Origin of the sequence: Bombella saccharophila, assembly GCF_026385475.1 — a bacterium.
In the GTDB taxonomy this organism is placed as follows: domain Bacteria; phylum Pseudomonadota; class Alphaproteobacteria; order Acetobacterales; family Acetobacteraceae; genus Bombella; species Bombella saccharophila.
The window spans coordinates 180,398-205,630 of record NZ_JANIDW010000001.1; the positions used below are offsets into that span (position 1 = coordinate 180,398).

A 25,233-nucleotide genomic window follows, 5' to 3' on the forward strand; every position below is an offset into this window, starting at 1 on the left:
CATATCATAAGTATAAAGAGACCCGGCCTCGCATAGTGGCTGGGTATCTTTATATAGGGGTATGAGACGGATGAGTGAAAACGGGGGAATGTTCTCTATAAAGAATGGCATGTGGGCTGTGGTCATTCTTCTTGTTGGCTATATTGGGGGGCATGCTGCTTATGCTGAGGATGCCGCCTCTCCGGCCCCAATACCTGTTCGTGCCGGTTTGCTTACAAAGTCAGCGCGTATTGGGACGTGGGGGTATGGTTGTGCGTACCCTGATAAAACGGGCAAAGCTCATATAATTAGTTGTGGGGTTGGTGGGCCTTTTCGTTCAGGTGTGTTGGCAGGGGCTATTGGTGGGTCTGCAATCTTTTTGCGCGTAACGTCTGATGTGGCGCAGAAGCCGATCGCCCAACAATCTTGGGGGGTTCTTGTAATATTTCCCAGAGCTGTGGCAGTTGACCAAACAGTGCCAGCGCAACTTGTGGTAGATCAGACGCATAAAGTTTTAATTCCATGGGCGTTTTGTAGCTTTTTAGGATGTCAGACTATTGCTAGGGTTCTCCATGAGGACTTTCTCCAGATAATGAAGGCGGGAAAGCAGGCGCGTTTTATAGCGAAGCAGAAAGATGGCACGCTATGGTCTTACGATTTTACCCTGGATGGGGTGAATACGGGCATTACACAGATTAACCAGTGGATTGAGCATGGTGAGTTAACCCCTTAATCGTGCATTAAGGCATTAACTAACGGAGTTTTTAAGGAATATAGGCAGAGGCATTGGGCGTGTAGTGCTGGCTTTGCGGGGTAAATGCGTTAGCGTCCGTTGCAAAATACGCCTATGATAAAGATAAGAATGATGCGTTTTGTAAAAGGCGGCCTATGCGCGCTGGCTGTGTGTCTTGCTGGTAGCTCTTATGCTCATGCAGGAACCTCCCCTGATGCTGTACCAGCAAGTCCCGGCTTTGTGAAAAAAGCGATGACAATGGGTCCATGGGGGTATGGGTGTGTCTATCCGGGTAAGGCTAGTCCAGCAAGTGCTACGATATGTACGGTAGGCCGTGCTTTTGCCATAGGTAAGACCCCCTAGCAAACTAGCAAAAATGGGATGGTGATGTTTTTACGTCAAACAACGGATATGAAGGCTCGACCCATTGTGCAGCAGCCTTGGGGGGTTTCCGTCGTTTTCCCGGCATTTGTGGCGGTGGACCAAAGCGTGCCTGCTCAGTTAGTTATTGAGCAAGGTCCGACTTTGTCTATTAATTGGCGGTCTTGTACAGATTTAGGATGCAGCGTACGGATTCCGGCTATACCGGAGGCTGTTATTCAGGCTTTGAAGACTAAAAAACAGGCGCATTTCACTGCAAAGCAGAAGAACGGCACAGTCTATTCTTATGACTTTTCTTTGGATGTTGTAAATACAGGTCTAACACAGGTTGATAGCTGGATTGAGCATGGTGAATTAATCCCCTAATATGTGGATTATGATGGAGTGGGTTGCGAACTCCCATATTATTTGGGGGCTATGCTCTCGTAAATAGAGATACCCAGCCTTCATTATAAGGCTGGGTGTTGTTGTAAGGGGCTATCATGGTACGTTTTGTTCTGCAAAAGAGGGTAATGCCGTTGGTAAAGAGCGGCCTCTTGGCTTGCCTCTTATGTTGGGGCAGCAACGCTTTTGCGCGCGTGGATTGGGGGAATCCTCATCTGCCTTTTGATACAGGTACTGAGCAGGTGAGAGGTGCGATAAGGACGAGTTTGGCGCGGAACTGGTGGAGCTGGGGGTTGGGATGCCTCCCCGGGACGCCAGAGTGGCATAATAACGTTAACAAATGTTGGGTTAGTCGTCCTTTTATGGGAGGGACAGTAACAGATAATTTTTTATCAGGTGGCGAGATATTCTTAGCGCGTGAGGAAGCCCCATCGTCGCAGCATCCATGGTTTGTGCTGGTTATCTTCCCAGATATGGTAGAGGCAGACCAGAGCAGCCCTCTACAGCTTGTGGTGGACCACGGCCCACCAATGGCAATAGGGTGGGATGTGTGTTACGGTAAGAAATGCAAAGCGGCGTTTCGCCCCGAGGTATCAAACGCGTTTGTACAATCTCTTAAACAAGCAAAACATGCCCATCTGACAGTGACGTTGAAGAATGGCACAAAATGGTTCTACAATCTGGGCTTTATGAACTTTCGGTTCATGCTTGATAATGTGACCAGATTTACTGAGACGCAGCCGGAATGTCAGTCCTGTGAGGCCCCAAAAGCAGCAGGGCCATAAGGGGGGGTATGAGAGCGGTGTGGGAAGGAATGAAAATGCGGCATGATGGTTATATGTTTGGGGGTGTGCTTGCTGCATTGCTCGTATTTTTTATGCCGCTGCCAGCATGGGCGGATGAGGCGGCTCTTGTTGCGTCTGTCACGCAAAAAGGTGGGGGCATGCCGGAGATTATGGCCGCAGAGCATCCGGGCGTTGCTGCGCGGTCCGCTTTTGCAGGGCCGTGGCGTTATGGTTGTGCGTATCCTGCCAAAGGCAGCCCACAAGTGACGCAATTTTGCATTATTCAGCTTGAGCATATGAGCGGCACAACGATTGATAGCGGTTTTCTCCTCTTTACACACACCACACCGAATATGAAGACAGCCCCTTTGGCACAACAGCCATGGGAGATAAGCTTTAACTTACCCACGCGCTTGCCATTTGGGATGCAGGCTGCGCCGTCCCTCCGTATTGACCAAGGGACGACTATCCCGCTGACGATACAATCATGCGATGGTACGGGCTGCATGGTGCAGCAGGCTTTGACGGCTGAGCAGCTTCAAGCCCTAGCAACGGGGCAAACGGGGTATTTAAGCGCGCAAACAAAGCGTGGAGAGGCGTGGTCCTACAGCTTTTCCTTAGCGGATATTCAGCTTGGGATGAGAGAGATTGAGAGTTGGGCCGCCCAAGGAGCCTTGGCCCCCTAATGTAGGGTAGGGAGGGAGATAGGTCATGCCGATGACGGTGCAACATCTCGCACAGCGCGCGCGTATAGCGGCTCAGAGTGTGGCTCTAAGCCCGACAAAACAGCGTCAAGACGCCCTGTACCATATAGCTGCTGCATTGCGGGCGGATAAGGCGGCTGTGCTGGCAGCGAACCAGCATGATATAGGCGGGCCTGCTCTTAGCCCTTCTTTACAAGCGCGATTAACATTAACAGATGAGCGTTTGGAAGGGATGGCCCGTAAGGCCGAGGCTCTTGCGGAGATGGAGGACCCTGTTGGGCAGGTTCTAGGGGAATGGGAACGGCCCAATGGCTTAAAAATCCGCCGTGTTGCCATAGCGTTGGGGGTGTTAAGCTTAATCTTCGAGCATCGCTTGGTGATAGGCTGGGATGCGGCATTACAAAGTCTTTGGTCAGGCAATGCGATACTGCTTTGCGGTGGGGCGGAGAGTGCCCATAGTATGCAGGCCCTTCATGAAGTGATTCAGCGTGGCTTGCGACAGGCGGGCTTGCCAGAAGATGCCGTTCTTCTCACTCCATATGGGGATGCGGCACAGCGTGCGGCCTTATTGCAGGCTGTTGGGTTGGTTGATTTCATCATCCCCCGTGGCGATCGCGCTTTGACAGAGCGTATCAAGCGGGAATCACGCGTGCCAGTTTTGGCGCATGCGGCGGGGTTGTGCCATAGCTACATTCATGCCGCGGCAGAGCCTATGATGGCAAGGCGTGTGCTGCGTAATGCCAAGCTGCGTAGCCCCGGCATATGTGGAGCGACAGAAACGCTCTTAATAGATGCTGCCATTGCACCGCAGCTCCTCCCGTTGATTGTAGCAGACCTCGGCGCAGAGGGCTGTAGCTTTCGCGCGAATGAGGCCGCCTGTGCCCTTCTGCCAACCTTGCCTGCGGCAACAGAGGAAGACTTCGCGACAGAATGGTTGGATAAAGTGCTTAATATCGCTGTTGTGGCCAATATTGACGAGGCCCTAGCGCATATTGCACGTTTTTCCTCCCACCATACTGAAGCGATTTTGACAGAGGATGAAGCCGTAGCGCGTTATTTTATGGCGCGTATTCCGAGTGCCATTGTGATGTGGAATAGCTCGACCCAGTTTAGCGATGGCGGGGAGTTCGGCCTTGGGGGAGAGGTGGCGATTGTGGCAGAGCGTGCCATACCACGCGGGCCGATTGGGCCTTTTCAACTAACGAGTTACCGTTATGAGGTGCATGGGGCGGGGCATATACGGCCATAATGATGAGATAAGGGCTGCTTGACCTCCTCTTGAGGAAAGAAGAGGGTAGGGGGTGTTTTAGAAACGTTCGTTGAGGAAGGAGCCTCTATGTCACGCATTGTAAAAGATGCCCGCCAAACCGAGCATCAACGGGCTGTTGATAGGCGGAGTTTTGTCTCTGGTGTTGCTGCTTTGGGGTCACTTTCCTTATTTTCATCTGCTCAAGCTGCGGCGGGGCCGTCTGTTATGCAGACGCACGAGGCAGGGGGGTTATTGGACCCTGTGACGCGTTATCCCGCTCCCCCTTTTGCGCAACAACCGCAGAATTGGCCCGGCCTGCAAAGTGCGATGACCCCTCGCCCAGATTGTGGGGAGGCGCATTATCAAGGCTCCGGTCGGCTTGCGGGACGTAAGGCGTTGATCACTGGTGGGGATTCCGGCATTGGGCGGGCTGTGGCGATTGCTTATGCGCGCGAGGGGGCCGATGTTGCTATCAGCTACTTGCCGCAAGAGGAAAGTGATGCGCGTGAGGTTGAGGCTCTTATCCGTCAAGCTGGGCGAAAAGCCGTGTTATTGCCGGGTGATATTCGTAAGGAAGCAACCTGCCAGACAATCATACATAAAGCGGTCGATGCGCTGGGTGGGTTGGATATTCTGGTTAATAATGCAGGGCGGCAGCATTATTGTGAGGATATTCTTGAGCTTACGACTGAGGAGTTTGACTGGACAGTCAAGACGAATCTTTACGCACTCTTTTGGCTTGTAAAAGCGGCCATACCGCATATGCCAAAGGGTAGTGCGATTATTAATACGACCTCCCGCAATGCGTATCAGCCTAACCCGATTTTGGTTGATTATGCGATGACGAAGGCCGGTATAGCCAATATGACCCATAGCTTGGCCCGGCAGCTTCTCCCACGTGGCATCCGGGTGAATGCTGTGGCACCGGGACCATTTTGGACGCCTCTCCAAGTATGCGGGGCACAGCCGCAATCAGTTGTGCAACATTTTGGGGAGGAGACGCCTTACCACCGCCCTGGTCAGCCGGTGGAGATTGCCCCGGTTTATGTCACGCTGGCGTCTCAAGAGAGCAGCTATGTGACGGGGCAAGTCTGGGGTATTACTGGCGGTGATGGCATACCGGGGTAAGGTGTAATGCCGCTTATGCAATGTGGTGGCAGCCTGTATGGTTGCCCCCCTTGCAGGGGAGCTTTGGGGTGAGAGGAGGATAGAGCGAGATCTTTTTTCGCTTCTGTAACATTCTCTGGATTGTCGAGCGAACATGCTGTAATAGAGCCGCCAAGGAGACCGAGAGAAGGATAGTCATGGCGGTAAAAACGCGGGAACTGCTTTATGCAGCGTTTATGGCGGTCACGATCATCCCTTTTCCCAAAGCTTATGCTGATCTCACGCTGCTTTCCCGTAAAGATATCACCATCAATGCTGCATTAGATATTGGTGGCGATGCGTTTTATTTCCCTAATGCTAATTTTGCGACAGGTTCTTACGCGCCGCATAAAGGGGGGTACTATACACGCACAAAGAATGTCACCCTTGGGGAGCTTTATGGCCAGCCTATGCTTTCTGGCACATGGAAGACACCGTGGGGATTTTCAGTTTTTGGGCTAGTTTCAGCCATTGGCTCTACCACCCTTGGCGATGGTGATGCAGAGAGTGTGAGCCAAACCTCTGGCACACCACGGCAGGTGAATCTTGAGGATGCAAATCTTGGTGTCAAAATCCCTCTCACGAAAACAAAGCGGCTGATTATTGAGGGCGGGCGGCAGAAGTTCCAAATTGATGATGGGTTCTTGATGGGGAAGGGGGCCTATAGCTCCGGTGAGAGAGGGGCGTGGTGGTATGCGCCACGTTTTGCTTTTTCTGGCCCGGGGGTCATTAAATATGAGGGGAAATCTTTACGCTCTGATGTATTTATGTTGGAGAATAATAGTAATAACCGCCAGACTTATGGAAATGATAAGCCAGAAACAAAGTTTGTTGGGTTTGATGTTACGTTATTCCGCAGTAAGCCGGGGGGCGATGGGGCTTCTACTTATGGTGATAGAGCCGCTTATATTACGCTGACCTATTTTTATGTGCGTCATGCGGATAAAGGTGCGGCCTATGATTACTCCAACAGGGCAGATAGGCAGGGGATGAATGTCGTAGCCCTTAGCTGGGGCGGGACGCCCTGTGCGATGAAGGCTCATCCTTTTACAAAGAATATCACATTTTACGGCAATTTTGTCTCGGAGCAGAATAGCCATGCAGGCAATGGCTATAAGGGTGTAAGTGCTTATGCTGTATATGTAGAGCCCGGCTATACATTTGCAAATGCACCTTGGCGGCCTCATATATTCTACCGTTATACACGCTTTAGTGGCGGCAGGGATTTACATAGCCGGACAAAGCATAATTACGATACCTTCTTTTTATATGATGGCGCGCGCTATACTTATGGCGGCTATTGGCCGGGTGAGATTGTAGGTAATAATCTCTCGCCTTTATCTAATATGGAGATTCAGCAATTTGATATTACAGGTGTGCCGCCTGTTCATTTATGGAAGAAGGATGACGAGCTAAAGCTTGGTCTGCATTTTTATGACCTTGCTTATCTTTATCCTACCGGGGCGGGGCTGCCAGCGAGGACAAAACGGCGTATGTCTGATGAGGTGAATATCTCTGCTGAATATGCGTTGGATGCTAATACATCAGGTGCGATTGCTGCGGGGGCGGCTTTTTCTGGCCCGGCAGGGCGGGCGTTGGTGCGTGCTGGTGTGCCTGCTGGGCAAACGATGCCGGGGGTGCATGGGGCCTCCGGTGTGGTAGAGCTGTATTTTTATAAGCATTTTTGAAATTTTTTTAGAAAAGTTTGTTCATTTTAGGCTGTGAAAATGCCTGGTTTCTCATTGTAAGAAAATATGGCGAGAATGGCGATTTAGTGCCGAATTGAAATGAAAATGAGCTTCAAAATAATAAAAGAACACTTTTATATATAGTACAGTAATTATAAATTAAATTAATAATTAGAAAGAGCGTGATATAGACATAAGAGCATAATGCTGCAATAAAAGACGGATAGAGCATCCCAAAAAGGTTAAAATATGGCACCGAAATTGCGGAGATTTCTTGTCTCGCTTGCCGCATTGGGCAATGTTTATGCGTTTTCCGATGCTTATGCAGATCAGACACTTGTGGAGAGCAAAGATATTACGATCAAGGCTGGTCTTGATATTGGGGGTGATGCGTTTTTTCTACCAAATACAAATTATGGAGCAGGGTCGTATCGGCAACGTCGCTCAGGTGGTTATGCGTTGATTCAAGATACGACCTATGCGGAGCTCTATGGCAAGCCAATTCTTTCCGGGCAATGGAAGACCCCATGGGGGTTTACGGTATTTGGCCAAGCATCGGCGATTGGCTCGACAACCTTAGGCGATGGGGATGCAGAAAGCCTCTCCCAAACTACGCGTACGCCGCGGGCGATCACGTTAGAGGAAGCTAATCTGGGGGTCGATTTGCCGTTTAATAAAGACCAGAAGTTGATCATCGAAGGGGGGCGACAAAAGTTCCAGATTGATGATGGTTTTCTTGTGGGGAAGGGGGCTTATAGCTCTGGGGACCGTGGGGCGTGGTGGTATGCGCCACGTTTTGCTTTTGCAGGACCTGGGGTGATTAAATATCAAGGTAAGCATATCCGTGCCGATGCGTTTATGTTGGAGAATAACACTAATAATAATCAGACTCGCAATAATGACCGCCCGGAGACGAAGTTTGAGGGGTTTGATGTTACCCTTTTTCGCAGCAAAGAGGGCGGTAATGGCGGTGCAGTTTATGAGGATAGAGCGGCCTATATTACGTTAGCGTATTTTCATGTACGTAAGGCAAATATTGGAGCCGCTTATGACTACGCAAACCGTGCCGACCGGCAGGGGATGAATGTTACGCAGCTTAGTTGGGGTGGGACGTTCATTCCTGTAAAAACATGGGGCATTGATAAGCATTTCTCTCTATATGGGACATTTGTTTCTGAACAAAATAGCCATGCAGGTAATGGTTATAAAGGTGTCAGTGCCTATGCAACCTATATAGAGCCGGGATATACGTTTACATCTCTGCCATGGAAGCCCCATATATTCTACCGTTATACGCGCTTTAGTGGAGGGAAGAATCCCCATAGCCGGACAAAACATAATTATGATACATATTTTCTTTATGATGGTCGCCGTTATACTTATGGCGGCTATTGGCCAGGAGAGATTACGGGTATGTATCTTGCTCCGCTCTCGAATATGGAAATTCATCAGGTGGACTTGACAGGCGTGCCCCCAATCCATTTATTACGCAAAGGTGATGAATTAAAGTTGGGTCTGCATTTCTACGACCTTTCTTTTCTCTATCCCAGTGGCTCTGGCCTGCCGAGTACGGTAGGGCGTCATATGTCGGATGAGGTTGATCTTTCTGCTGAATATTCGTTTGATGCCAATACATCTGGAGCCATTACAGGAGGGGCCGCATTTGCAGGCCCTGGGGGTAAGGCCCTTGCAAAAGCAGGGATTCCTAGTGGGATGAATGTTCCACCCATGCATGGGACATCAGGCGTTTTGGAACTCTATTTCTACCGGCATTTTTAAGGCACACAGGCTTTTCTTCTGTTCTGCCTTCCATTTTGCCGGGAGATGTCACAAAATGGGCTACCGTAGCGGAGTGTTCATTTTCTTACTGGGTACCCCGTACAGCCAACTATCATAAGGACCTTTTCATGAAGGAACCAACTAGCGATCAAACCGTGTCCGAGGATAAAGGACTTTCGAGTCGTCATATCGCGATGATTGCCCTAGGCGGTGTGATTGGCGCGGGACTTTTCGTAGGGAGTAGTGCGGCTATAGCAAAGGCAGGGCCGGGCATTGCGCTCGTTTTCGTTGCTGTGGGCTTCTTGATCATGGCGATCATGCGCATGCTGGGCGAGATTGTTGTGAGCGACCCGGGCCGTGGCTCCTTTGTGGAATATATTCGTCTTGCCCATGGGGACCGGATCGGCTTTGCTTCTGGCTGGCTTTACTGGTTTTTCTGGGTGGTGGTGATTGGCTCGGAGGCTATCGCTGGGGCCATGATGCTGCGGGATTGGATCCATCTGCCTGTTTGGGTCTTGTCTGTTCTGCTCATCATCAGCATGAAGCTAGTGAACTTCTTTGCGCCGAAGATTTTTGGTGAATGTGAGTTCTGGCTTTCCAGCATTAAGGTGTTCACCATTGTGGCCTTTATCTTGCTGGCATTGCTTTATGTCCTGCATGTTTTTGGTCATGGCGTGCCCGTGCATGAGAATCTCTTTGGGCGCCGTGGTTTGTTCCCTAATGGTATTGTGCCGCTGCTTGCCCTTGTGCCAACGGTGTTGTTCACCATGATGGGGTCTGAGATTTCCACCGTTGCGGCGGCTGAAACATCCGACCCGGGGGGGAACGTCTCCCGTGTGACACGGACACTCGGCCTGCGGATTATGATGTTCTACGTCTCCTCCATCTGCTTAATTACAATGATCGTGCCGTGGTGGAGCCTTTATCCGGGTAAATCCCCCTTCGTGGCTGTGTTGAAGGTCATGGGTGTGCCAGGTGCTGCACTCATCATGCAGATTGCTATCTTGAGTGCCGTTCTGTCCTGCTTGAACTCCAGTATGTACATTACCTCTCGTATTTTGACAGAGCTGGCGATTCAGGGTGATGCACCGGCCTTCCTTGTGCGCTCTGCACCAGATAAGGCCCCGCGTATGGCGATTACGATCAGCTCTATTGCTGGGTTGTTGGTGGCGTTCTCCTCCATCTTTGCACCGAGTGAGATTTTCGGCTTCTTGCTGAACTGTAGTGGTGGGTTGATCCTTCTAACCTACGCACTCATCTCTACGTCTTATATTGTCTTGCGTGGGCGTAGTAAGCGTGCAGGGACGAGTGAGCATTTTACCATGATGCTCTATCCGTATCTGAGTATTGCCTCGTTGATTGCTATCATCCTGGTGTTTGTGGCCATGTTGATTAACCCCGGCGAGCGGGAAACGGCTTTTGCCTCCCTTGGTACAGCCGTGGTGTGTTATCTCATGGCATGTAACTTTGCGAGTCGCTTGGCCCCTGTCGCTATCTCTGAGCCTGTGGTGACGGAGGAAGAGACAAAGGACGAAGAGTCTAAAGACGGTAACGCCTAAGTTAGGCATAAAAATAGGGATGGAGGGGGCTTCCTTCCATCCCTATGGGCGGGCTAACCTGTAGAGACGAGGATAGCCCCCAACCCTATAAAAAGAATCCCCATCCAGCCTTTAAGTGATAGCTGCTCACCTAAGAGTGTGACGCTTAGTAAGGCGACAAACACAACGCTGAGTTTATCGACTGGTGCAACACGGGCCGCGTCACCCAACTTGAGGGCGCGGAAATAACAAAGCCATGAGGCCCCCGTCGCCAAACCAGAGAGCAGCAGGAAAAAGCACGCCCGTGGCGTAAAGCCTGCGGTATTATGAAACTTTCCTGTCGCCAGCAATAAAGCGGCCAGAATAGCAAGAATGACGATCGTACGGATGAATGTTGCAAGGTCGGAATCTATTTCATTAACACCGACCTTAGCGCACAGAGCCGTTAATGCCGCAAAGCCTGCGGAAAGTAAGGCCCAAAAGAGCCATGAGGTAGAGGGCATTATACCTCCTCATATTATGCTGATCTTTTTCTAAAATATGGAAGATGGTCTGAAAAGGGGGCTTGCTAGGGTTAACGGTTCGGGTCTCCAACGCTCTATTTAATGGGCTTTTTGGTGGTAATATCTTTTGTAATTTTTTGAATTACAGTTTCTTCTGACTGTTTGTGTCAGTTCTCATATTCAGCAGGGGGGTATGCTCCCAGCGTGAGCAGAGAGGCAGAGCAAAAGGAAAGATCATAAGCTAGTTAGGATGAGAGCCGTCCTGCTTGGCGTTCCTTGCTTCACTGTGTAGTGTAAAAACACTATTATGAACCGGAGACCACCCATGTCCAATTCACAAGGCACTGCTTTTCGCACACTTCTAGCGAGTTTTGATGAGGATGGGCAGGGCCATAAGACAGGCCAGCGGGACCGGGGCACGGGGTTTGAAAAACTGGCCCAAATTTATCTTCAGAATGAGCCGAAGTTTCAGGAATTATTCTCGGAGGTTTTGACCTTCGCAGATTGGGTTAAAAAATACATCCCCGGTGGTTCGGCGCGTGATACGGGGGTTGATCTTGTTGGTGTTATGCGGGATGGTTCTGGCTTTGAGGCCATTCAGGCCAAATTTTATAGCCCGGGCCATACAATCTCCAAAAAGGAATTGGATAGCTTCATCGCGGCAAGCAATCGTGCGGACTTCATCAGTCGTCGGATCATCGCTACAACGGGCAAGTGGGGTGATAACGCTAAGGCTACCATGCAGATGGTCGAGCCGCTCATCCATTTAACAACGCTTTCCGACCTTGAAAATGCGGCCATAGATTGGAGCCAGTATCTCAAGACGGGTGAACCGACATTACTACCCCGCAAAACACCTCGTGAAGAACAGCAGGAAGCCATCGTAAAAACCGTCTCAACCTTGAAGGGGGGGACTATAGAACATCCTACTAAAGGTCGCCTTCTTATGGCTTGTGGAACGGGCAAGACCTTTACATCCCTCAAAATTGCGGAAAATCTCGCAGGCAAAGGGAAGGTTGTTCTGTTTTTAGCGCCATCGCTTCATCTTGTGTCTCAGACATTGACGGAATGGACGCAGCAATCTGCTATTAAGTTGTCCTGCTTTGCCGTTTGCTCAGATAGCGAAGTGGGTAAAAAACGTGATGATGTTGGACGGGTGGAAAATGACTTGGATTACCCCGCCACTACCGATGCCCTCGGCCTGACAAACGCCCTTACCAAAGCGCGTTCTGCTAAAGATGCTGATGAGCGGATGATCGTCATCTTTTCGACCTATCATTCTTCGCCTGTTATTGGGGAGGCGCAGAAGCTTGGTTTGCCTGCTTTGGACCTCGTCATATGCGATGAGGCGCACCGTACGAGCGGTGCTAAAAGGCGAGATGAGGAGACAAAGGCCTTCCAGTTCATTCATCAGCCGGACGGCATAAAACGGGCGCGCACTCTTTTTATGACGGCAACGCCGCGTATCTTCTCATCCGACGCGTTGGAGAAGGCCAAGGATGCCGATACAATCTTGTATTCCATGGATGATGAGGAGCTATATGGCCCCATTATTCATGAAATCTCTTTTGCTGAGGCGGTGAAGAAGGAGCGTCTCTGCCCCTATAAGATTGTCGTTCTCGGTGTGTCAGAGAGCGATGTGGCGGAGTTCGTCCCTAGTACCTTGTCTGATAAAGATAATAACATCACGTTGGATGTCGCCTCGCGCATTATTGGCGCATGGAAGGGCCTCTCCCGTGATGATATGCGAGGTGAGGATGAGACACGCCCGATGCATAGGGCGGTGGCTTTTTGCTCTACGATTGATCCGTCTAAAAAACGTAGCGGCAATGTTGCCTCCCGTGTGATTGAGAAGGGGTTCTCCGATGTTGTGGAGGAGTACCGTAAGCGCAAGAGTAAGCTACCAGAAGAGGCAGCCAAGAAGGAAAAGCCTGGGGCTTATTGCGAGATTAGGCATGTTGATGGCGGGATGAACGCTGCCGAAAAAAGCGCACGGCTGGACTGGCTGAAGGATGATGCCCCACCCTTTATTGATGAAGATGGGAGAAAACGAGAGGTCTGTCGTATCCTCTCTAATGTGCGTTGCTTGTCTGAGGGGGTGGATGTCCCCGCATTGGATGCCGTGGTGTTTTTAGCCCCTAGCAGCAGCGAGGTGGATGTTGTTCAGTCCGTAGGGCGGGTGATGCGCCGTGCGCCGGGCAAGAAACGTGGCTATATCATTATTCCCGTTGTGGTGCCGCATGGTTATACGGCTGATGAATATTTCGCTAAAGGGTCATCAGGCTTTCGTACGGTTTGGATGGTTCTTCAGGCCCTCCGGGCGCATGATTCTTCTTTGGATGATGAGCTAGACCGTGTGAATCTTGGTGGCCAGCTGGACTATACGAAGATGGAAGTCGTATGCGTCTCAGCTCGTATTCCAGCTAAAAAGAAAAAGGGCAAAGCTGAATCCGCCGCCAATAGTGTGAATAAACATCTTAATGGTCAGGGTGCGGATGAACGTGCCTCTGAGGAGGAGATTACCGATTACGGCCAGCAGCTTGTCATGCAATATGGCCAGCGGGAAAAGCTGGCTGATGCGCTTTATGCTCGTATTGTGCAGAAGGTTGGCAATCGTAATCCCTTTGCTCGGTGGTCTAAAGACGTCAAACGCATTGTGGACCGGCATATTATTAGCATTACCCGCCTTTTGGATGGTCAGCTCCCCCTTGGGGCCGAGCATGAGGCAGAACGTACCCTGCAAGACGCATCCGCCCGGGCCCGGAAGGTCTTTGACAAGCTAAAGGCGGAAATCCACGCCTCTATCAACCCGAACGTCCCGGATAGTGAAATCATCGAGATGCTAGGCCAGCACCTTGTGACAGGCCCGGTTTTTGATGCTCTTTTCGGGGAAAATGGTGGTCATAGCTCCAACCCCATGACACAAGCTCTTGATGCCGTCACGCAGGAGCTTTACGCCAACGGCCTAACGAAGGAACAGCAAGGGCTGGAGAGCTTTTATGACAGCATCCGTGCCCGCCTGAAAGATGCCAGCCCGGAGAGCCGACAGGCCCTGACCATCCAGCTTTATGATGATTTCTTCCGAGAGGCCTTCAAAAAACAAGCTGATAAGCTGGGCATTGTCTTTACACCGGTCCCCGTGGTGGATTTTATCATCCGCTCTGTTGAGCATGTGCTTCAGACGCAGTTTGGCTGTGGCATGGGGGATGAGAACGTCTCGGTTTTGGACCCCTTTACCGGTACTGGCAGCTTTATCGCCCGGTTGATTGACCTACGGCAACGTCAGGCCGATGGTAGTGAGGGAGACTACATCATCCCTACTGAAAAACTGGCTGCTAAATATGAGGCCGCCGGGAAAGAAGATGCCATCCTTGGCAAGCCCGGCCTTTGGGCCAATGAGCTTGTCCTGCTCGCTTATTACGTAGCGGGTATTAATATCGCGACCTCTTATACCGCCCGTACAGGCAAACAAGCACCCTTTGGTGGCCTCTGCCTGACAGACACGTTTAACCTAACAGAGCATGTGCAGACAGATAGAACCCTGCATGACAGCATGGGGGGCTACCTAAAAGGCAATAGTGACCGCATCCTTGCACAAGAGAGTGCCCCCATCCGGGTGATTATGGGCAACCCGCCTTATTCTAATGGTTCCAAGACGGCAGGAGGTGTTCAAAATGATAAATATGAATATCTCGATAAGCGTATTGAAGAAACATATACGCAAAAATCAAAAGCCAATTTAAAGAGGTCGTTATATGATAGCTATATCCGCAGTATTCGTTGGGCCTCGGATCGCATAGGTGAACAAGGCGTCATAGGGTTTGTGACCAATGCAGGCTTCATAGATAGTGCTGCCAGTACTGGCCTCCGTAACGCTTTGGAAAGTGAATTTTCCGAAATCTGGATTTTCCACCTGCGTGGGAATGCGCGAACATCAGGTGAACAACGACGGCAGGAACGGGATAATATTTTTGGGCAAGGCAGCCGGGCTCCGGTTGCCATCACCATTCTGGCCCGCAAAAAGACTCATACAGGCAAAGGCCAAATCCATTTCTGCGATATTGGTGACTATCTTACAGCGCAGGAGGCTTATGCACGCGCTGGGGCAAACCTAAGCAATGCCCCAGAGACAGATAAGTTCCATTGGCTGCATCGCTTTGGGTCTATCGCGGCTATCCCGAGCGAGGCCTCAGATGCGGGGAAAGAAACCAACCCTGATGGCACGTTCCGCCGCTGGCAAACATTGACACCTGATGAGCATGGCGACTGGTTACACCAGAGAGATGACAGCTTCTCAGCCTTTATGACGATGGGGAGTAAAAAAGGTGAACACAGTATTTTTGGCTTATATTCTCTAGGTCTTGCGACCAATCGTGACGGATGGGTTTGGAACTTCTCTCGTGAGCGTATCCAGCAGAGTGTAGAGCAACAAGTTGCGACTTATGAAGCTGAGCGGGAACGGCTCAATGAGCTTTTGCCTCATGGCAAGAAAGAGGCTCGGTTAAATGAACTGAAACGCTCTCCTGACTTTGAGACAGCGGCACTGAGTTGGACAAGTGGTTTGCAGGATACAGTAGTAGCAGATAAGCCATTATCTACTTCCGATGGGGAGGTGCGTGTTGGCATGTACCGTCCTTTTACGAAGGAGGTCCTTTTCTTTAGTCGCAGGCTGAATGAAAGGGTCTCTCAACTTCCCAAAATCTTCCCAGAAGTGGGGATGGAGAATAGGGTGATTTGTTTGGCTGGGCTAAGTGATAACATGCCACCTATTATGGTGGATCATCTTCCTGATCTCCATTTGATTGGAGATAGTCAATGCTTCCCCCTCTATCATTATGAACCCATAAAAACTACACAGCCTGAAGGGGATATGTTTGGGGGGATGGAGGAGCCAAATGCGGCTCGTTACAAAAAGAAAAGTGCTATCACGCCAGAGGGCATGGCCTATTTTCGTAAAGCATGGCCTAAGGCGCAGTTTGATGAAGAAGATGTGTTTTATTACATCTATGGTCTGCTTCATGCCCCGGATTATCGCAGCCATTACGCCACCAGCCTCTCCAAAGAACTCCCCCGTATCCCTTGCGTAAAGACAGAGGATGACTTCTGGGCATTTTCCAAAGCAGGACGGGCGCTTGCGGAGCTTCATTTGGGGTATGAGGCGGCGGTGCCTTATTTCGCGCTGGATGATGCGACGCATGTGCATATCAAAACCAAAGCGGGCCTTACGGAGGAGCAGCTTTATCGTGTCGAGAAGATGGCCTTTGCCAAAACCCGTGGTGAGGATGGCAAACGCATCCCTGACAAAACCCACCTGATTTATAATAATCACATCGAGATTACAGGTATTCCGCTGGAAGCCTATGAATATCAGGTGAACGGTAAATCTGCTCTTGAGTGGGTGATGGATCGCCAGCAGGTCAAGATTGATAAACGCTCCACCATCACCAATGACCCTAACGATTGGGCTCGTGCCGAAGCTCAAGACCCTAAATGGCCCCTCTTGCTCTTTTTAAAAGTGCTGCATGTGGCATTAGAGACGAGAGAGGTGCTAGCCACGTTGCCTAAGATGGCGTTGTGAGAGAAAGACAGCGGTAAGAGGCTAGCAAGGGGCTGAAATACGCCCCTAACGTCTTTGCTTTTAGGACTGTTGGATGGTGGACCCGGCGCGATTCGAACGCGCGACCTTTGCCTTCGGAGGGCAACGCTCTATCCAGCTGAGCTACGGGTCCGCTGGCCGTTCTTTTAACGGGAAGTTGCTGTTTTGCCTAGCCCTGAATTGTCGCTTTTTCGTGCGTTCACTGTGTTTCTGCCAGCCAAAGCCACATGGTGGCAGCATTATCCCCGCCGGAGGGGAGGAAATGCCCTGGCTGCTCAAGCCATGAGAGAATGTCTCGGGCAGGGCGGTTCTGCGGCTCGCGGGAGATGAGGTGATAGCCATGGGGGAGTTCATCTAGCCGGAGGAGGCCTTGGGGTGATCTCTGGATAAGGTGACGTGTGGCAGAGGCGGGGACAAATTGGTCGCGATCACCCCATATCAGCAAGGTGGGTGTGTGTAGTTTTGGGGTCTCTTGGGCGGCATGGCTCATCAGATGCGTTAGCCCCCGGAGGGCGTGGACGGTTGTGCCATGGCGGGTGAGAGGGTCGAAAAACATGCGACGGAGGGCTTTGATATTGCGCGTTGCAATATGCTGTCCCGGCATATGGGCCCCTGTTAGGCGAGCTTGAGGGGTGATGAGATTCCAGCCCTCCAAAAGGCTTTGCCATGGCTGGCCTAATGTCATGATGGCTGGGGCGAGGAGGATTAACCCGGCGGGGTGGGGGGCCTGCAGTGCAGTGCTGGTGAGGAGGGCAATAGCACCCCCCATGCTCTCGCCCATTAGGTAAAGCGGTTGCTTGGGCCATTGTTGCTGGCACCATTGGGCCTCTGCTAGGCTATCAGCAATGAGGCGTTGGGTGTTGCTCCATGTCCGTGGTGTGGGGAAGGCCCCAAAGCCGCGTATATCAGGGGCAACGATGAGGAACCCAGCCTGCGTTAAGGGTGGTGCCATAACCTCCCACGCATCGCGGCTATCCCCAAAGCCGTGAAAGGCCAGAATCACCCCGCGTAGGGGCTTGTTTTGGGGTGGCGTGTAAAGCCGTATGGGCGCACTCTTACCATCGGAGAGCGGGAGGGAGAGGCTCGCGGGGATGAAGGCGGATTCTGTAGCGCTGTGAGGCCATGTTTCCGGGCGCGGCCCCGTGCTGCACCCTGTTAGAAATAGCGCATAACAGAGCATGAGAGGGAGAAATACAGCCTTATCGGCATGTGAGGCGTTTTTAAAGCGGCGGAAATCCGCTAGAGAGAGCCTATAGAGCAAAAGTAATGTGCCCAATATGGCAAGGGAGAGGGACGGCGTGACATCAAAAAACACACATCTGGTTTTGGTGGATGGTTCTGGCTTCATCTTCCGTGCCTTTTTTGCCATCCCCCCGATGACCAACCCGGAGGGTGTGCCTGTTAATGCCGTTTATGGCTTTACCAATATGCTCTCACGCCTCATTAAAGAGCATGAGGGCCAGCCTATGGCTGTCATCTTCGATGCAGGGCGCAAAACATTCCGTAACGATATTTATCCTGAATATAAAGCCCACCGGCCAGAGCCGCCGGAGGATTTACGCCCGCAATTCGACCTCATTCGCCAAGCGACGGACCAATTCGGCATCCCCGCGATTGAGCTACCCGGCTGGGAGGCGGATGACCTCCTAGCAACTTATGCGCGGTTGGTGGTGGAGCAAGGCGGGAATTGCACCATCATTTCCTCCGATAAAGACCTCATGCAACTTGTGCGTGAGGGGGTGATGTTGAAGGACCCGATGAAGCAAAAGCCCATCGGCTTAGCGGAGGTTGAAGCGAAGTTCGGTGTAACGCCTGATAAAGTGGTGGATGTGCAAGCCCTCATGGGGGATTCTACCGATAATGTGCCGGGTGTGCCGGGCATTGGCCCAAAAGGGGCGGCACAGTTGATTAATGAATATGGCTCGCTAGAGGCGGTGTTGGAGGCCGCACCGGGGATGAAGCCTTCTAAAAGGCGGCAGAACCTAATTGACCACGCCGAGGGGGCCCGTATTTCCCGCCAGTTGGTTTTATTAGCGGATGATGTCGCTGTGCCGACCCCTGTTGATGAGCTACGTCCCCGCGAACCTGATGCCGAGACGTTGCGGCATTGGCTGGAGAGCATGGGCTTTTCCTCCATTCTTCAACGCATGGGTTTTGGAGGCAAGGCCCGCTCGCCAGCGCGGCATAAGCCTGATGTGAGCCCAGCCTCTAGTGGCGAGGCTGAGGTGGAGGGCGATATGGTGCCTCGCAGTGAGGCTCCCTTTGGCCCTTATGAGACGGTGACAACGCAGGAGGCACTTCAACAATGGGTGGAGGCCGCTTATAAGGCTGGGTTTGTTGCGGTGGATACGGAAACAACGGGCCTGAATGCACGCACGGCGGAGATTGTTGGTTTGTCTCTCGCTATTGCACCGGGGAAGGCGTGCTATGTGCCGTTCCGTCATGAAGGCACGTTGGAGGCTCCTGTTGGGGAGCAGCTCGCTGTAAAAGATGCGCTCGCCCTGCTTGCCCCATTGATGGCTGATGAGGCGGTGTTGAAGATTTTCCAAAACGCGAAATATGACCTCACGATTTTGCGTCGTGCGGGATTGGAGGTTATTACGCCGCTGGATGATACGATGCTGCTGTCTTACGCGCAGTCTGCTGGGGCGCATGGGCAGGGGATGGATGAGCTCTCCCGCCTGCATTTAGACCATACGCCCATCTCTTATGATGATGTTACGGGCACGGGGCGGAATCGCATCGCCTTTACGCAAGTTCCGTTGGATAAAGCAACCGCTTATGCGGCGGAAGATGCGGATGTAACATTGCGTTTGTGGAAGATATTGCGCCTGACCTTACCACGGCAGAAAGCCACCGCCTTGTATGAGGAGATGGAGCGTCCCCTCATCACCGTGCTGGAGGGGATGGAGGATGCTGGCATCCGTGTGGATGCGGAGGAATTGCGCCGTCTCTCGGAAGATTTCGCAACACGCATGGCGGAGATGGAGGAGGGGATTTATGACCGCGCCGGGCGGCCCTTTAATATTGGCTCGCCTAAACAATTAGGGGAAATCCTGTTTGATGAGATGGGTCTGCCGGGGGGCAAGCGGACGAAAACCGGCGCATGGGGGACAGATTCCCGCGTGTTGGAGGAGCTTGCTGTACAAGGGCATGATTTACCAACGGCTATCCTAAATTGGCGGCGTTTGGCAAAGCTGAAATCCACCTATGCGGATGCGCTGCTTAAGCTGATGGAGCCGAAAACCCAGCGTGTGCATACGACCTTTCAGATGACGACAACCACAACAGGGCGGCTTTCCTCCAATGAGCCGAACTTGCAGAATATTCCTATCCGCACGGAGGAAGGGGCGCGTATTCGGCAGGCTTTTGTGGCGGCACCGGGGCATAAGCTGCTCTCTGCGGATTATAGCCAAATTGAGCTGCGTTTATTGGCTCAGGTAGCGCAGATTGACCCATTATTAGATGCGTTTCGTCATGGGCAGGATATTCATGCCCGTACAGCGTCCGAGGTGTTTAATATCCCCTTAGAAGGGATGGACGCGTTGACGAGACGGCGGGCGAAGGCGATTAACTTCGGTATTATTTACGGTATTTCAGCCTTTGGGTTGGCGCGTCAGTTGCAGGTGCCCCAAGGGGAGGCCAAACGCTATATTGAGGCGTATTTTGAGCGTTATCCCGGCATCCGTACCTATATGGAGGCGATGAAGGAAGAGGCGCGCGAGAAGGGTTATGTCCTGACCCCCTTTGGGCGGCGTTGTTATGTGCCGGGGATGCAAGCGCGGCAGGCAGCGCAGCGGTCCTATGCGGAGCGGCAGGCGATTAACGCGCCTTTGCAGGGCGGGGCGGCTGATATCATCAAAAAAGCGATGGTGCAGGTACCGCGTGCTTTGGCTGAGGCCGGGTTAAAAGCGCGTATGTTGTTGCAAGTGCATGACGAATTATTGTTCGAAGTCCCCGATGAGGACGCTGAGGCAACAGCCGCTTTGGTAAAGCATGTGATGGAACAAGCGGCCTCGTTAAAGGATGTAGCCTTGGTGGTGGAGACGGGGCTTGGGGATAATTGGGCTGAGGCTCATTGAGGTTTGAGGTCATAGTAAGGAGCATGATGGACGTGCAGAGTGACGGTACGGGCGGGGTGGAGCCAAAAAAATATCTAGGTTGGAAGATTGGGGCGATTATAGCGGGTTTGCTGCTGGTCGCGGGGTTGTTAGGTTTGGGGGGGTATTATCTCTCCACTGGTCATGATGAAGGGGCGCGGCTCCATAAACAGGGTAATGAGGTTGGTGGCTCTTTCCGTGTCTTCTCCCTTGGGGGGGGAATGGTGACGGAAGGGGACTTCCGCGGGGCGTGGATGGTGGTGTGGTTTGTGGACCCGCGTTGCCCTGCTGCCCAATGCCAGCCGCCTTTAAAGGCTTTGGATGCCACCCTTATGAGCATGAAGGCACAGGGCCGGAAGGTCCTCCCCCTTGTTGTATCCTTAGATGCAAAGGCGGAGGATTCTGATGGGCTGAAGGATTATGTCATGGGGGTGGCCCCGCATATCTTCCCCGTTTTTGCGACCCAGAACATGACCCAAGCGATGACGCGCTTGTTCCATGCCCCTTATGAGCAGGAACGGGGGGCTGGATATTATAAGCCTGCGCCGTCCTTTGTGGTCATGGACCCAGAGGGCCATTATGTTGGGATGCTCCCTGTTACGCATGATTCAACGGCGTTGAAGGCTGGGTTAGAGCACCTCATGGCTCACCCTCAGCAAAAGAGCCAATAAAGGACCGCCGCTATGTTACGTTATCCTGTTCTTTTACTTGATTATGATGGCACATTGGCTGAAACACGCCCGGCTATTATTAGGAGCTTGCGCGAAGCTTTTGAGGACATTGGCCGTACCCCGCCCTCCGCTGCGGAGCTGGCAGAGCGGTTAGGTAAGGGCGATGCGCTCCAAGGGTTTTATAAGGGGTTAGTCAATGATAGCTCCCCCGAAGAAGCCGAGCGTTATGTCGCAGCCTATCGGAAGCGTTATGCCCAAGCGGATGCGGAGGAGACCTTCCTGTATGATGGGGTGCATGAGGTCTTGCCTATTTTAAAGCAGCGTGGCTATCGGCTGGTGGCCCTTAGTAACAAGCATGGGCCAACCTTGCGTCATAGTTTGGCACGGTTCCAGCTTGATGGGTTTTTTGAGGTCGCCCTCGGTGCAGAAGAAGGGCTACCGCGTAAGCCAGAGCAAGAGGTGTTTCAGCACCGTCTTGCGCCGCTATTTCCTTCCGTCCCCGCAGCGGGGTTCCTCATGGTGGGGGATACAACGGCCGATATCGGCTTTGCCCAAACACTCGGTATGGATGTTTGCTGGGCCAGCTACGGCCATGGTGTGGCAGAGGTCTGTAAGGCGTTAAAGCCTACATATCATATTGATAGTTTGTGGGAGTTCCCGACTCTTTTAGCAAAGACGGAGAGCTAAGGAGGCCCCCGCCCGCCGGTAAGGGGGTGGGGGTATCACCTATGATGCTGCTTTAGAGCCCAATATCGCTGCGGAGCATTTTATCAGCCCATTGAATGGTCGCTGCGGCCTCATAAGCGCGGGAGCGCGCCTTGGCTGCCGTGGGGGCTGTGGCGCAGATGGTCAGCACACGCCCTCCATTCGCCACCAATTTATCGCCCTCTAGCTTTGTCCCTGCGTGGAATACGGAGACGCCGGGGAGTTGTGCGGTGCGGTCTAAGCCAGAAATGACACCCCCTTTTACCGGAGCATCAGGATAGCCTTTAGCCGCGAGCACGAGGGAGAGGGAGGGCTGGTCTGTAAAGCGGATGCTCTCCTCAGAGAGGGTGCCTTCTGCGAGGGCTTTGAGGGCGGGGAGGAGGTCGCTCTCTAAGCGGATGAGCAGGGCTTGGGCCTCTGGGTCACCAAAGCGGACATTATATTCTATGAGCTTTGGTCCTTCTTCTGTCAGCATCAAGCCTGCGAAGATGACACCACGGAAGGGCGTGCCCCGGCGGAGCATCTCAGCCAACATGGGACGGACCGTGAGGTCTAATGCGGCCTCTTGTGCGGCGCGGTCAAAATCCGGTGGGGGGCAGATGGCTCCCATCCCGCCTGTGTTAGGGCCAGTATCGCCATCGCCAACGCGCTTATGGTCCCGTGCGGCACCAATCAGGCTGGCTTTATCATCTGCACAAAAGGCAAAGAGGGATACTTCCCGCCCTGTAAGACATTCCTCAATGACGAGGGGGAGGCCGAGATGATCGATAGCGGCGAGGGCTTCATCAACGCTTTGTGCCACAACAACGCCTTTGCCCGCAGCGAGGCCATCGGCCTTGATGACAATCGGCGCACCTTGCTTGCGCACATAGGCTTTGGCGGCGTCTATGCTGCTATTAGCATCAAAACGCTGCCAGCGTGCGGTGGGGATGCCCGCAGCATCGGCCACTTCTTTTGTAAAGGCCTTGCTGCCCTCTAAGGCCGCTGCCGCTTTGGAAGGACCAGCGCAGGCAATACCGGCCTCTTTACATGCATCGGCTAACCCCGCCACGAGGGAGACTTCCGGCCCGGGGACGACAAGGTCGATCGCTTCTTTTTTGGCGAACTCTACAAGGCTTGCAATATCATCAGCTGCAATAGGGACACAACGGGCGCATTCTGCTATGCCGGGATTACCGGGGGCGGCAAAGAGGGCTTTGAGCTGAGGGGACCGGGCAATGGCGGTAGCGAGGGCATGTTCCCGCCCGCCAGAACCAACAAGAAGTACGCGCATCCTGTTTCCTTTATATGAGCCTGCGGTGTTGATAGCCGCTTTTACGTTGCCCTTCATTTAGCATAGAATAGCAGGATGATGGAACGAGACCTTCTTTTTTCTGCCCAAGAGCCGCAAAATGCTACTTCGGCGGGGAGTAACATCCCCGAATATTCTGTTGGGGCGATTTCTTCCGCCATTAAGCGCGTGCTGGAGGGAAGCTTTGGCCGTGTGCGCGTCCGTGGGGAAATCACGGAGATGAAGCGTTATGCCTCTGGGCATATTTATCTTTCTCTCAAAGATGAGGGGGGGAAGATTGCTGGGGTGATTTGGCGGGGCAATGCCTCTCGCCTTGGTATGGTGCCAGAAAATGGGACAGAGGTTATCGCCACTGGGCGCATCTCCTCTTATGGGGAGCGGTCGAGCTATCAACTGATTATTGAGCGGATGGAGTTTGCCGGGGAAGGGGCCATGCTCGCGCGAATAGAGGCCCTAAGGGTGCGCCTGCGAGATGAAGGGCTTTTTGCGCCGGAGCGGAAGAAGCCTATCCCCTCCCTGCCGCATCGTGTCGGGGTGATTACCTCACGCTCCGGTGCGGTTTTGCATGATATTTGCACCACTATTGCCCGCCGTTTCCCTCGTGAGATTCTGCTCTGGCCCGTTGCCGTGCAGGGGGAGGGAGCGGCACAGCAAATTGCTCATGCTGTTAAGGCAATGGGGCAGCTTCCCCACCCGCCAGATGTGTTGATTGTGGCGCGTGGGGGTGGCTCGTTAGAGGACCTCATGGCCTTTAACGATGAAGCTGTGGTACGGGCCGTGGCGGCGTGCCCCTTGCCGGTTATTTCCGCCGTGGGGCATGAGACCGATACAACCCTCGTAGATTATGCAGCTGACCGCCGGGCACCGACACCGACTGCCGCGGCGGAGATGGCCGTGCCTGTGCGCTCGGAGCTTGTGGCAGACCTTGCCCATCGGGCAGCGCGCCTTTCGAGCGGGTTAGTGGGTATTTTGCAAAAGCAGAGCTTGCAGTTGCAAGCAATGGCCGCGCGTATGCTGGACTTGCCTAGCCTGCTTGATACGGCACGTATGCGTTTGGATGACCGCGCTCAAAGGTTGGAGCTTGCCTTACCGGGCTTTGTGATGCGTGCGCGTGCACGCTTGGGGGAGGCGGCATTCCACCTCCCGGCCATGGAGACGGTTCTTGGTCAGCGTCATCGTTTGCTGGAGGGGCAGGCAGGGCGGTTGCAGGCAGGGTGGGAGCGTTTTTGGCAGGGTTGCCAGATGCGTCTTATGCGGATGCCGTTGCAAATTGGGGTGATTCAAGGGCAGTGTGCTGTACAACGAGAGCGGCTTGTTGGGGTAGCGCGGCATTTAGAGGCTGTCTCTCCCCGTGCGGTGTTGGAGCGTGGTTATGTGCTGGTGCAGGATGCAAAGGGACGACCAGTGACGCACGCGGCGGCTTTACCTCAAGGGGGTGCAGTGCAGCTTGCGTTTGCAGACGGTGCAAGACAAGCTAAGCTAGAGCCTAATGAGGGAGGGAAAAAACGGCATCGTAAGGGCCGTGTAGTGCATGAGACAGCCGCTACACCGCCAGAGGCAGATAATAAATCGCAAGGTGAGCTTGCTTTATAACAAGGATGAGAAGGAGTGGGGGTGATGTATCGTTATAGAATTATGTTGGGTATGGGAATTATGTTTTTGGCAGGCTGTACGAGCCATCCTACCGCACGCGAGGTCGCCGCGGCTCAACATCCTAAGATTCAGAGTTTCGTCGGGGCTCCTACGGGGCAGTCAGAGGTTGAGTCTTCCGAACGTGTAAAACTGAATCTTCCTTCTGCCCCAGCGGATACACCCCTCTGCGGTACGGCTTTGCACGAACAAGCCAGCACTGGTGAAGCGATTTATAATGGTGGTTTGATGACGGGCAATAGCTGTACGCGTAATGCTTGTTTTCAGCCATTAACAGGGACGTTCATTGCGCAGAACGGTACGAATAGCGTTTGTCGGTAAGGAAGGAGATACGCAGAATGGCCGGACCGA

At 52.7% G+C, this 25,233-nt stretch carries 19 protein-coding genes and 1 tRNA gene; 16 read left to right on the top strand and 4 right to left on the bottom strand.

The annotated features are described in order from the left end of the window. The first annotated feature begins 88 nt into the window (after positions 1–88). From NQF64_RS00825 to NQF64_RS00870, 10 genes are all read left to right on the top strand, one after another. A complete protein-coding gene (locus NQF64_RS00825) occupies positions 89–712 on the top strand; it encodes an invasion associated locus B family protein (protein ID WP_266106173.1) in 624 nt (207 codons plus the stop codon). Between the two features lie 129 nt (positions 713–841). Further along, positions 842–1,075 carry a hypothetical protein gene (locus tag NQF64_RS00830; RefSeq protein WP_155579126.1) on the top strand — a complete coding sequence of 78 codons (234 nt, stop codon included), beginning with the start codon at positions 842–844 and terminating at the stop codon, positions 1,073–1,075. 48 nt (positions 1,076–1,123) lie between these two features. Then, complete coding sequence (locus tag NQF64_RS00835; protein WP_266106174.1) at positions 1,124–1,459, top strand: invasion associated locus B family protein; 336 nt, start codon at positions 1,124–1,126, stop codon at positions 1,457–1,459. Between the two features lie 116 nt (positions 1,460–1,575). Further along, a complete protein-coding gene (locus NQF64_RS00840) occupies positions 1,576–2,262 on the top strand; it encodes a hypothetical protein (protein WP_266106175.1) in 687 nt (228 codons plus the stop codon). Between the two features lie 35 nt (positions 2,263–2,297). Continuing rightward, the gene (locus tag NQF64_RS00845) at positions 2,298–2,948 is read left to right on the top strand and encodes an invasion associated locus B family protein (protein WP_266106176.1); all 651 of its coding nucleotides are present in this window, start codon (positions 2,298–2,300) and stop codon (positions 2,946–2,948) included. 25 nt (positions 2,949–2,973) lie between these two features. Beyond that, a complete protein-coding gene (locus NQF64_RS00850; RefSeq protein ID WP_266106177.1) occupies positions 2,974–4,215 on the top strand; it encodes a glutamate-5-semialdehyde dehydrogenase in 1,242 nt (413 codons plus the stop codon). An 87-nt stretch (positions 4,216–4,302) separates the two neighbouring features. After that, positions 4,303–5,343: an SDR family oxidoreductase gene (locus NQF64_RS00855; protein ID WP_155579131.1), complete on the top strand. Its 1,041-nt coding sequence runs from the start codon at positions 4,303–4,305 to the stop codon at positions 5,341–5,343. A gap of 176 nt (positions 5,344–5,519) precedes the next feature. Further along, positions 5,520–7,049: an alginate export family protein gene (locus NQF64_RS00860; protein ID WP_266106178.1), complete on the top strand. Its 1,530-nt coding sequence runs from the start codon at positions 5,520–5,522 to the stop codon at positions 7,047–7,049. A gap of 261 nt (positions 7,050–7,310) precedes the next feature. Beyond that, a complete protein-coding gene (locus NQF64_RS00865; RefSeq protein WP_266106179.1) occupies positions 7,311–8,828 on the top strand; it encodes an alginate export family protein in 1,518 nt (505 codons plus the stop codon). Between the two features lie 128 nt (positions 8,829–8,956). After that, positions 8,957–10,387 carry an amino acid permease gene (locus NQF64_RS00870; RefSeq protein ID WP_099026181.1) on the top strand — a complete coding sequence of 477 codons (1,431 nt, stop codon included), beginning with the start codon at positions 8,957–8,959 and terminating at the stop codon, positions 10,385–10,387. Positions 10,388–10,440: 53 nt separating this feature from the next. Here NQF64_RS00870 and NQF64_RS00875 read toward each other — a convergent pair whose 3' ends face one another. After that, positions 10,441–10,869: an EamA family transporter gene (locus NQF64_RS00875; protein WP_266106180.1), complete on the bottom strand. Its 429-nt coding sequence runs from the start codon at positions 10,867–10,869 to the stop codon at positions 10,441–10,443. A 325-nt stretch (positions 10,870–11,194) separates the two neighbouring features. Here NQF64_RS00875 and NQF64_RS00880 point away from each other — a divergent pair, with 325 nt between their 5' ends. After that, positions 11,195–16,447, top strand: a complete 5,253-nt coding sequence (locus NQF64_RS00880) for a type ISP restriction/modification enzyme (RefSeq protein WP_266106181.1) — start codon at positions 11,195–11,197, stop codon at positions 16,445–16,447. A 74-nt stretch (positions 16,448–16,521) separates the two neighbouring features. Here NQF64_RS00880 and NQF64_RS00885 read toward each other — a convergent pair. Together NQF64_RS00885 and NQF64_RS00890 are read right to left on the bottom strand one after the other, a co-directional pair. Further along, positions 16,522–16,598: transfer RNA gene (locus tag NQF64_RS00885), tRNA-Arg, on the bottom strand. Between the two features lie 66 nt (positions 16,599–16,664). After that, positions 16,665–17,813, bottom strand: a complete 1,149-nt coding sequence (locus NQF64_RS00890) for an alpha/beta fold hydrolase (RefSeq protein WP_266106182.1) — start codon at positions 17,811–17,813, stop codon at positions 16,665–16,667. On the opposite strand from NQF64_RS00890, the gene polA reads away from it, so the two are divergent. From polA to NQF64_RS00905, 3 genes are read left to right on the top strand one after another with little or no spacing between them, the layout of a single operon-like run. Then, a complete protein-coding gene (gene polA, locus NQF64_RS00895; protein WP_266106183.1) occupies positions 17,743–20,547 on the top strand; it encodes a DNA polymerase I in 2,805 nt (934 codons plus the stop codon). The genes NQF64_RS00890 and polA overlap by 71 nt on opposite strands. Positions 20,548–20,570: 23 nt before the next feature. Further along, on the top strand, positions 20,571–21,236 hold the full coding sequence (locus NQF64_RS00900) for an SCO family protein (RefSeq protein ID WP_266106184.1): 666 nt from the start codon (positions 20,571–20,573) through the stop codon (positions 21,234–21,236). 12 nt (positions 21,237–21,248) lie between these two features. Continuing rightward, positions 21,249–21,923, top strand: a complete 675-nt coding sequence (locus NQF64_RS00905) for an HAD family hydrolase (protein WP_266106185.1) — start codon at positions 21,249–21,251, stop codon at positions 21,921–21,923. 52 nt (positions 21,924–21,975) lie between these two features. Here the strand turns inward: NQF64_RS00905 and purD are convergent, their stop codons facing one another. Then, positions 21,976–23,214 (bottom strand): phosphoribosylamine--glycine ligase, encoded by a 1,239-nt coding sequence (gene purD / locus NQF64_RS00910; RefSeq protein WP_266106186.1) that lies wholly within the window; start codon positions 23,212–23,214, stop codon positions 21,976–21,978. Positions 23,215–23,292: 78 nt separating this feature from the next. Between purD and xseA the strand changes: the two genes are divergently transcribed. Further along, the gene (xseA, locus tag NQF64_RS00915) at positions 23,293–24,825 is read left to right on the top strand and encodes an exodeoxyribonuclease VII large subunit (RefSeq protein WP_266106571.1); all 1,533 of its coding nucleotides are present in this window, start codon (positions 23,293–23,295) and stop codon (positions 24,823–24,825) included. A gap of 24 nt (positions 24,826–24,849) precedes the next feature. Continuing rightward, positions 24,850–25,203 (top strand): hypothetical protein, encoded by a 354-nt coding sequence (locus NQF64_RS00920; protein ID WP_099026173.1) that lies wholly within the window; start codon positions 24,850–24,852, stop codon positions 25,201–25,203. Positions 25,204–25,233: the final 30 nt, after the last annotated feature.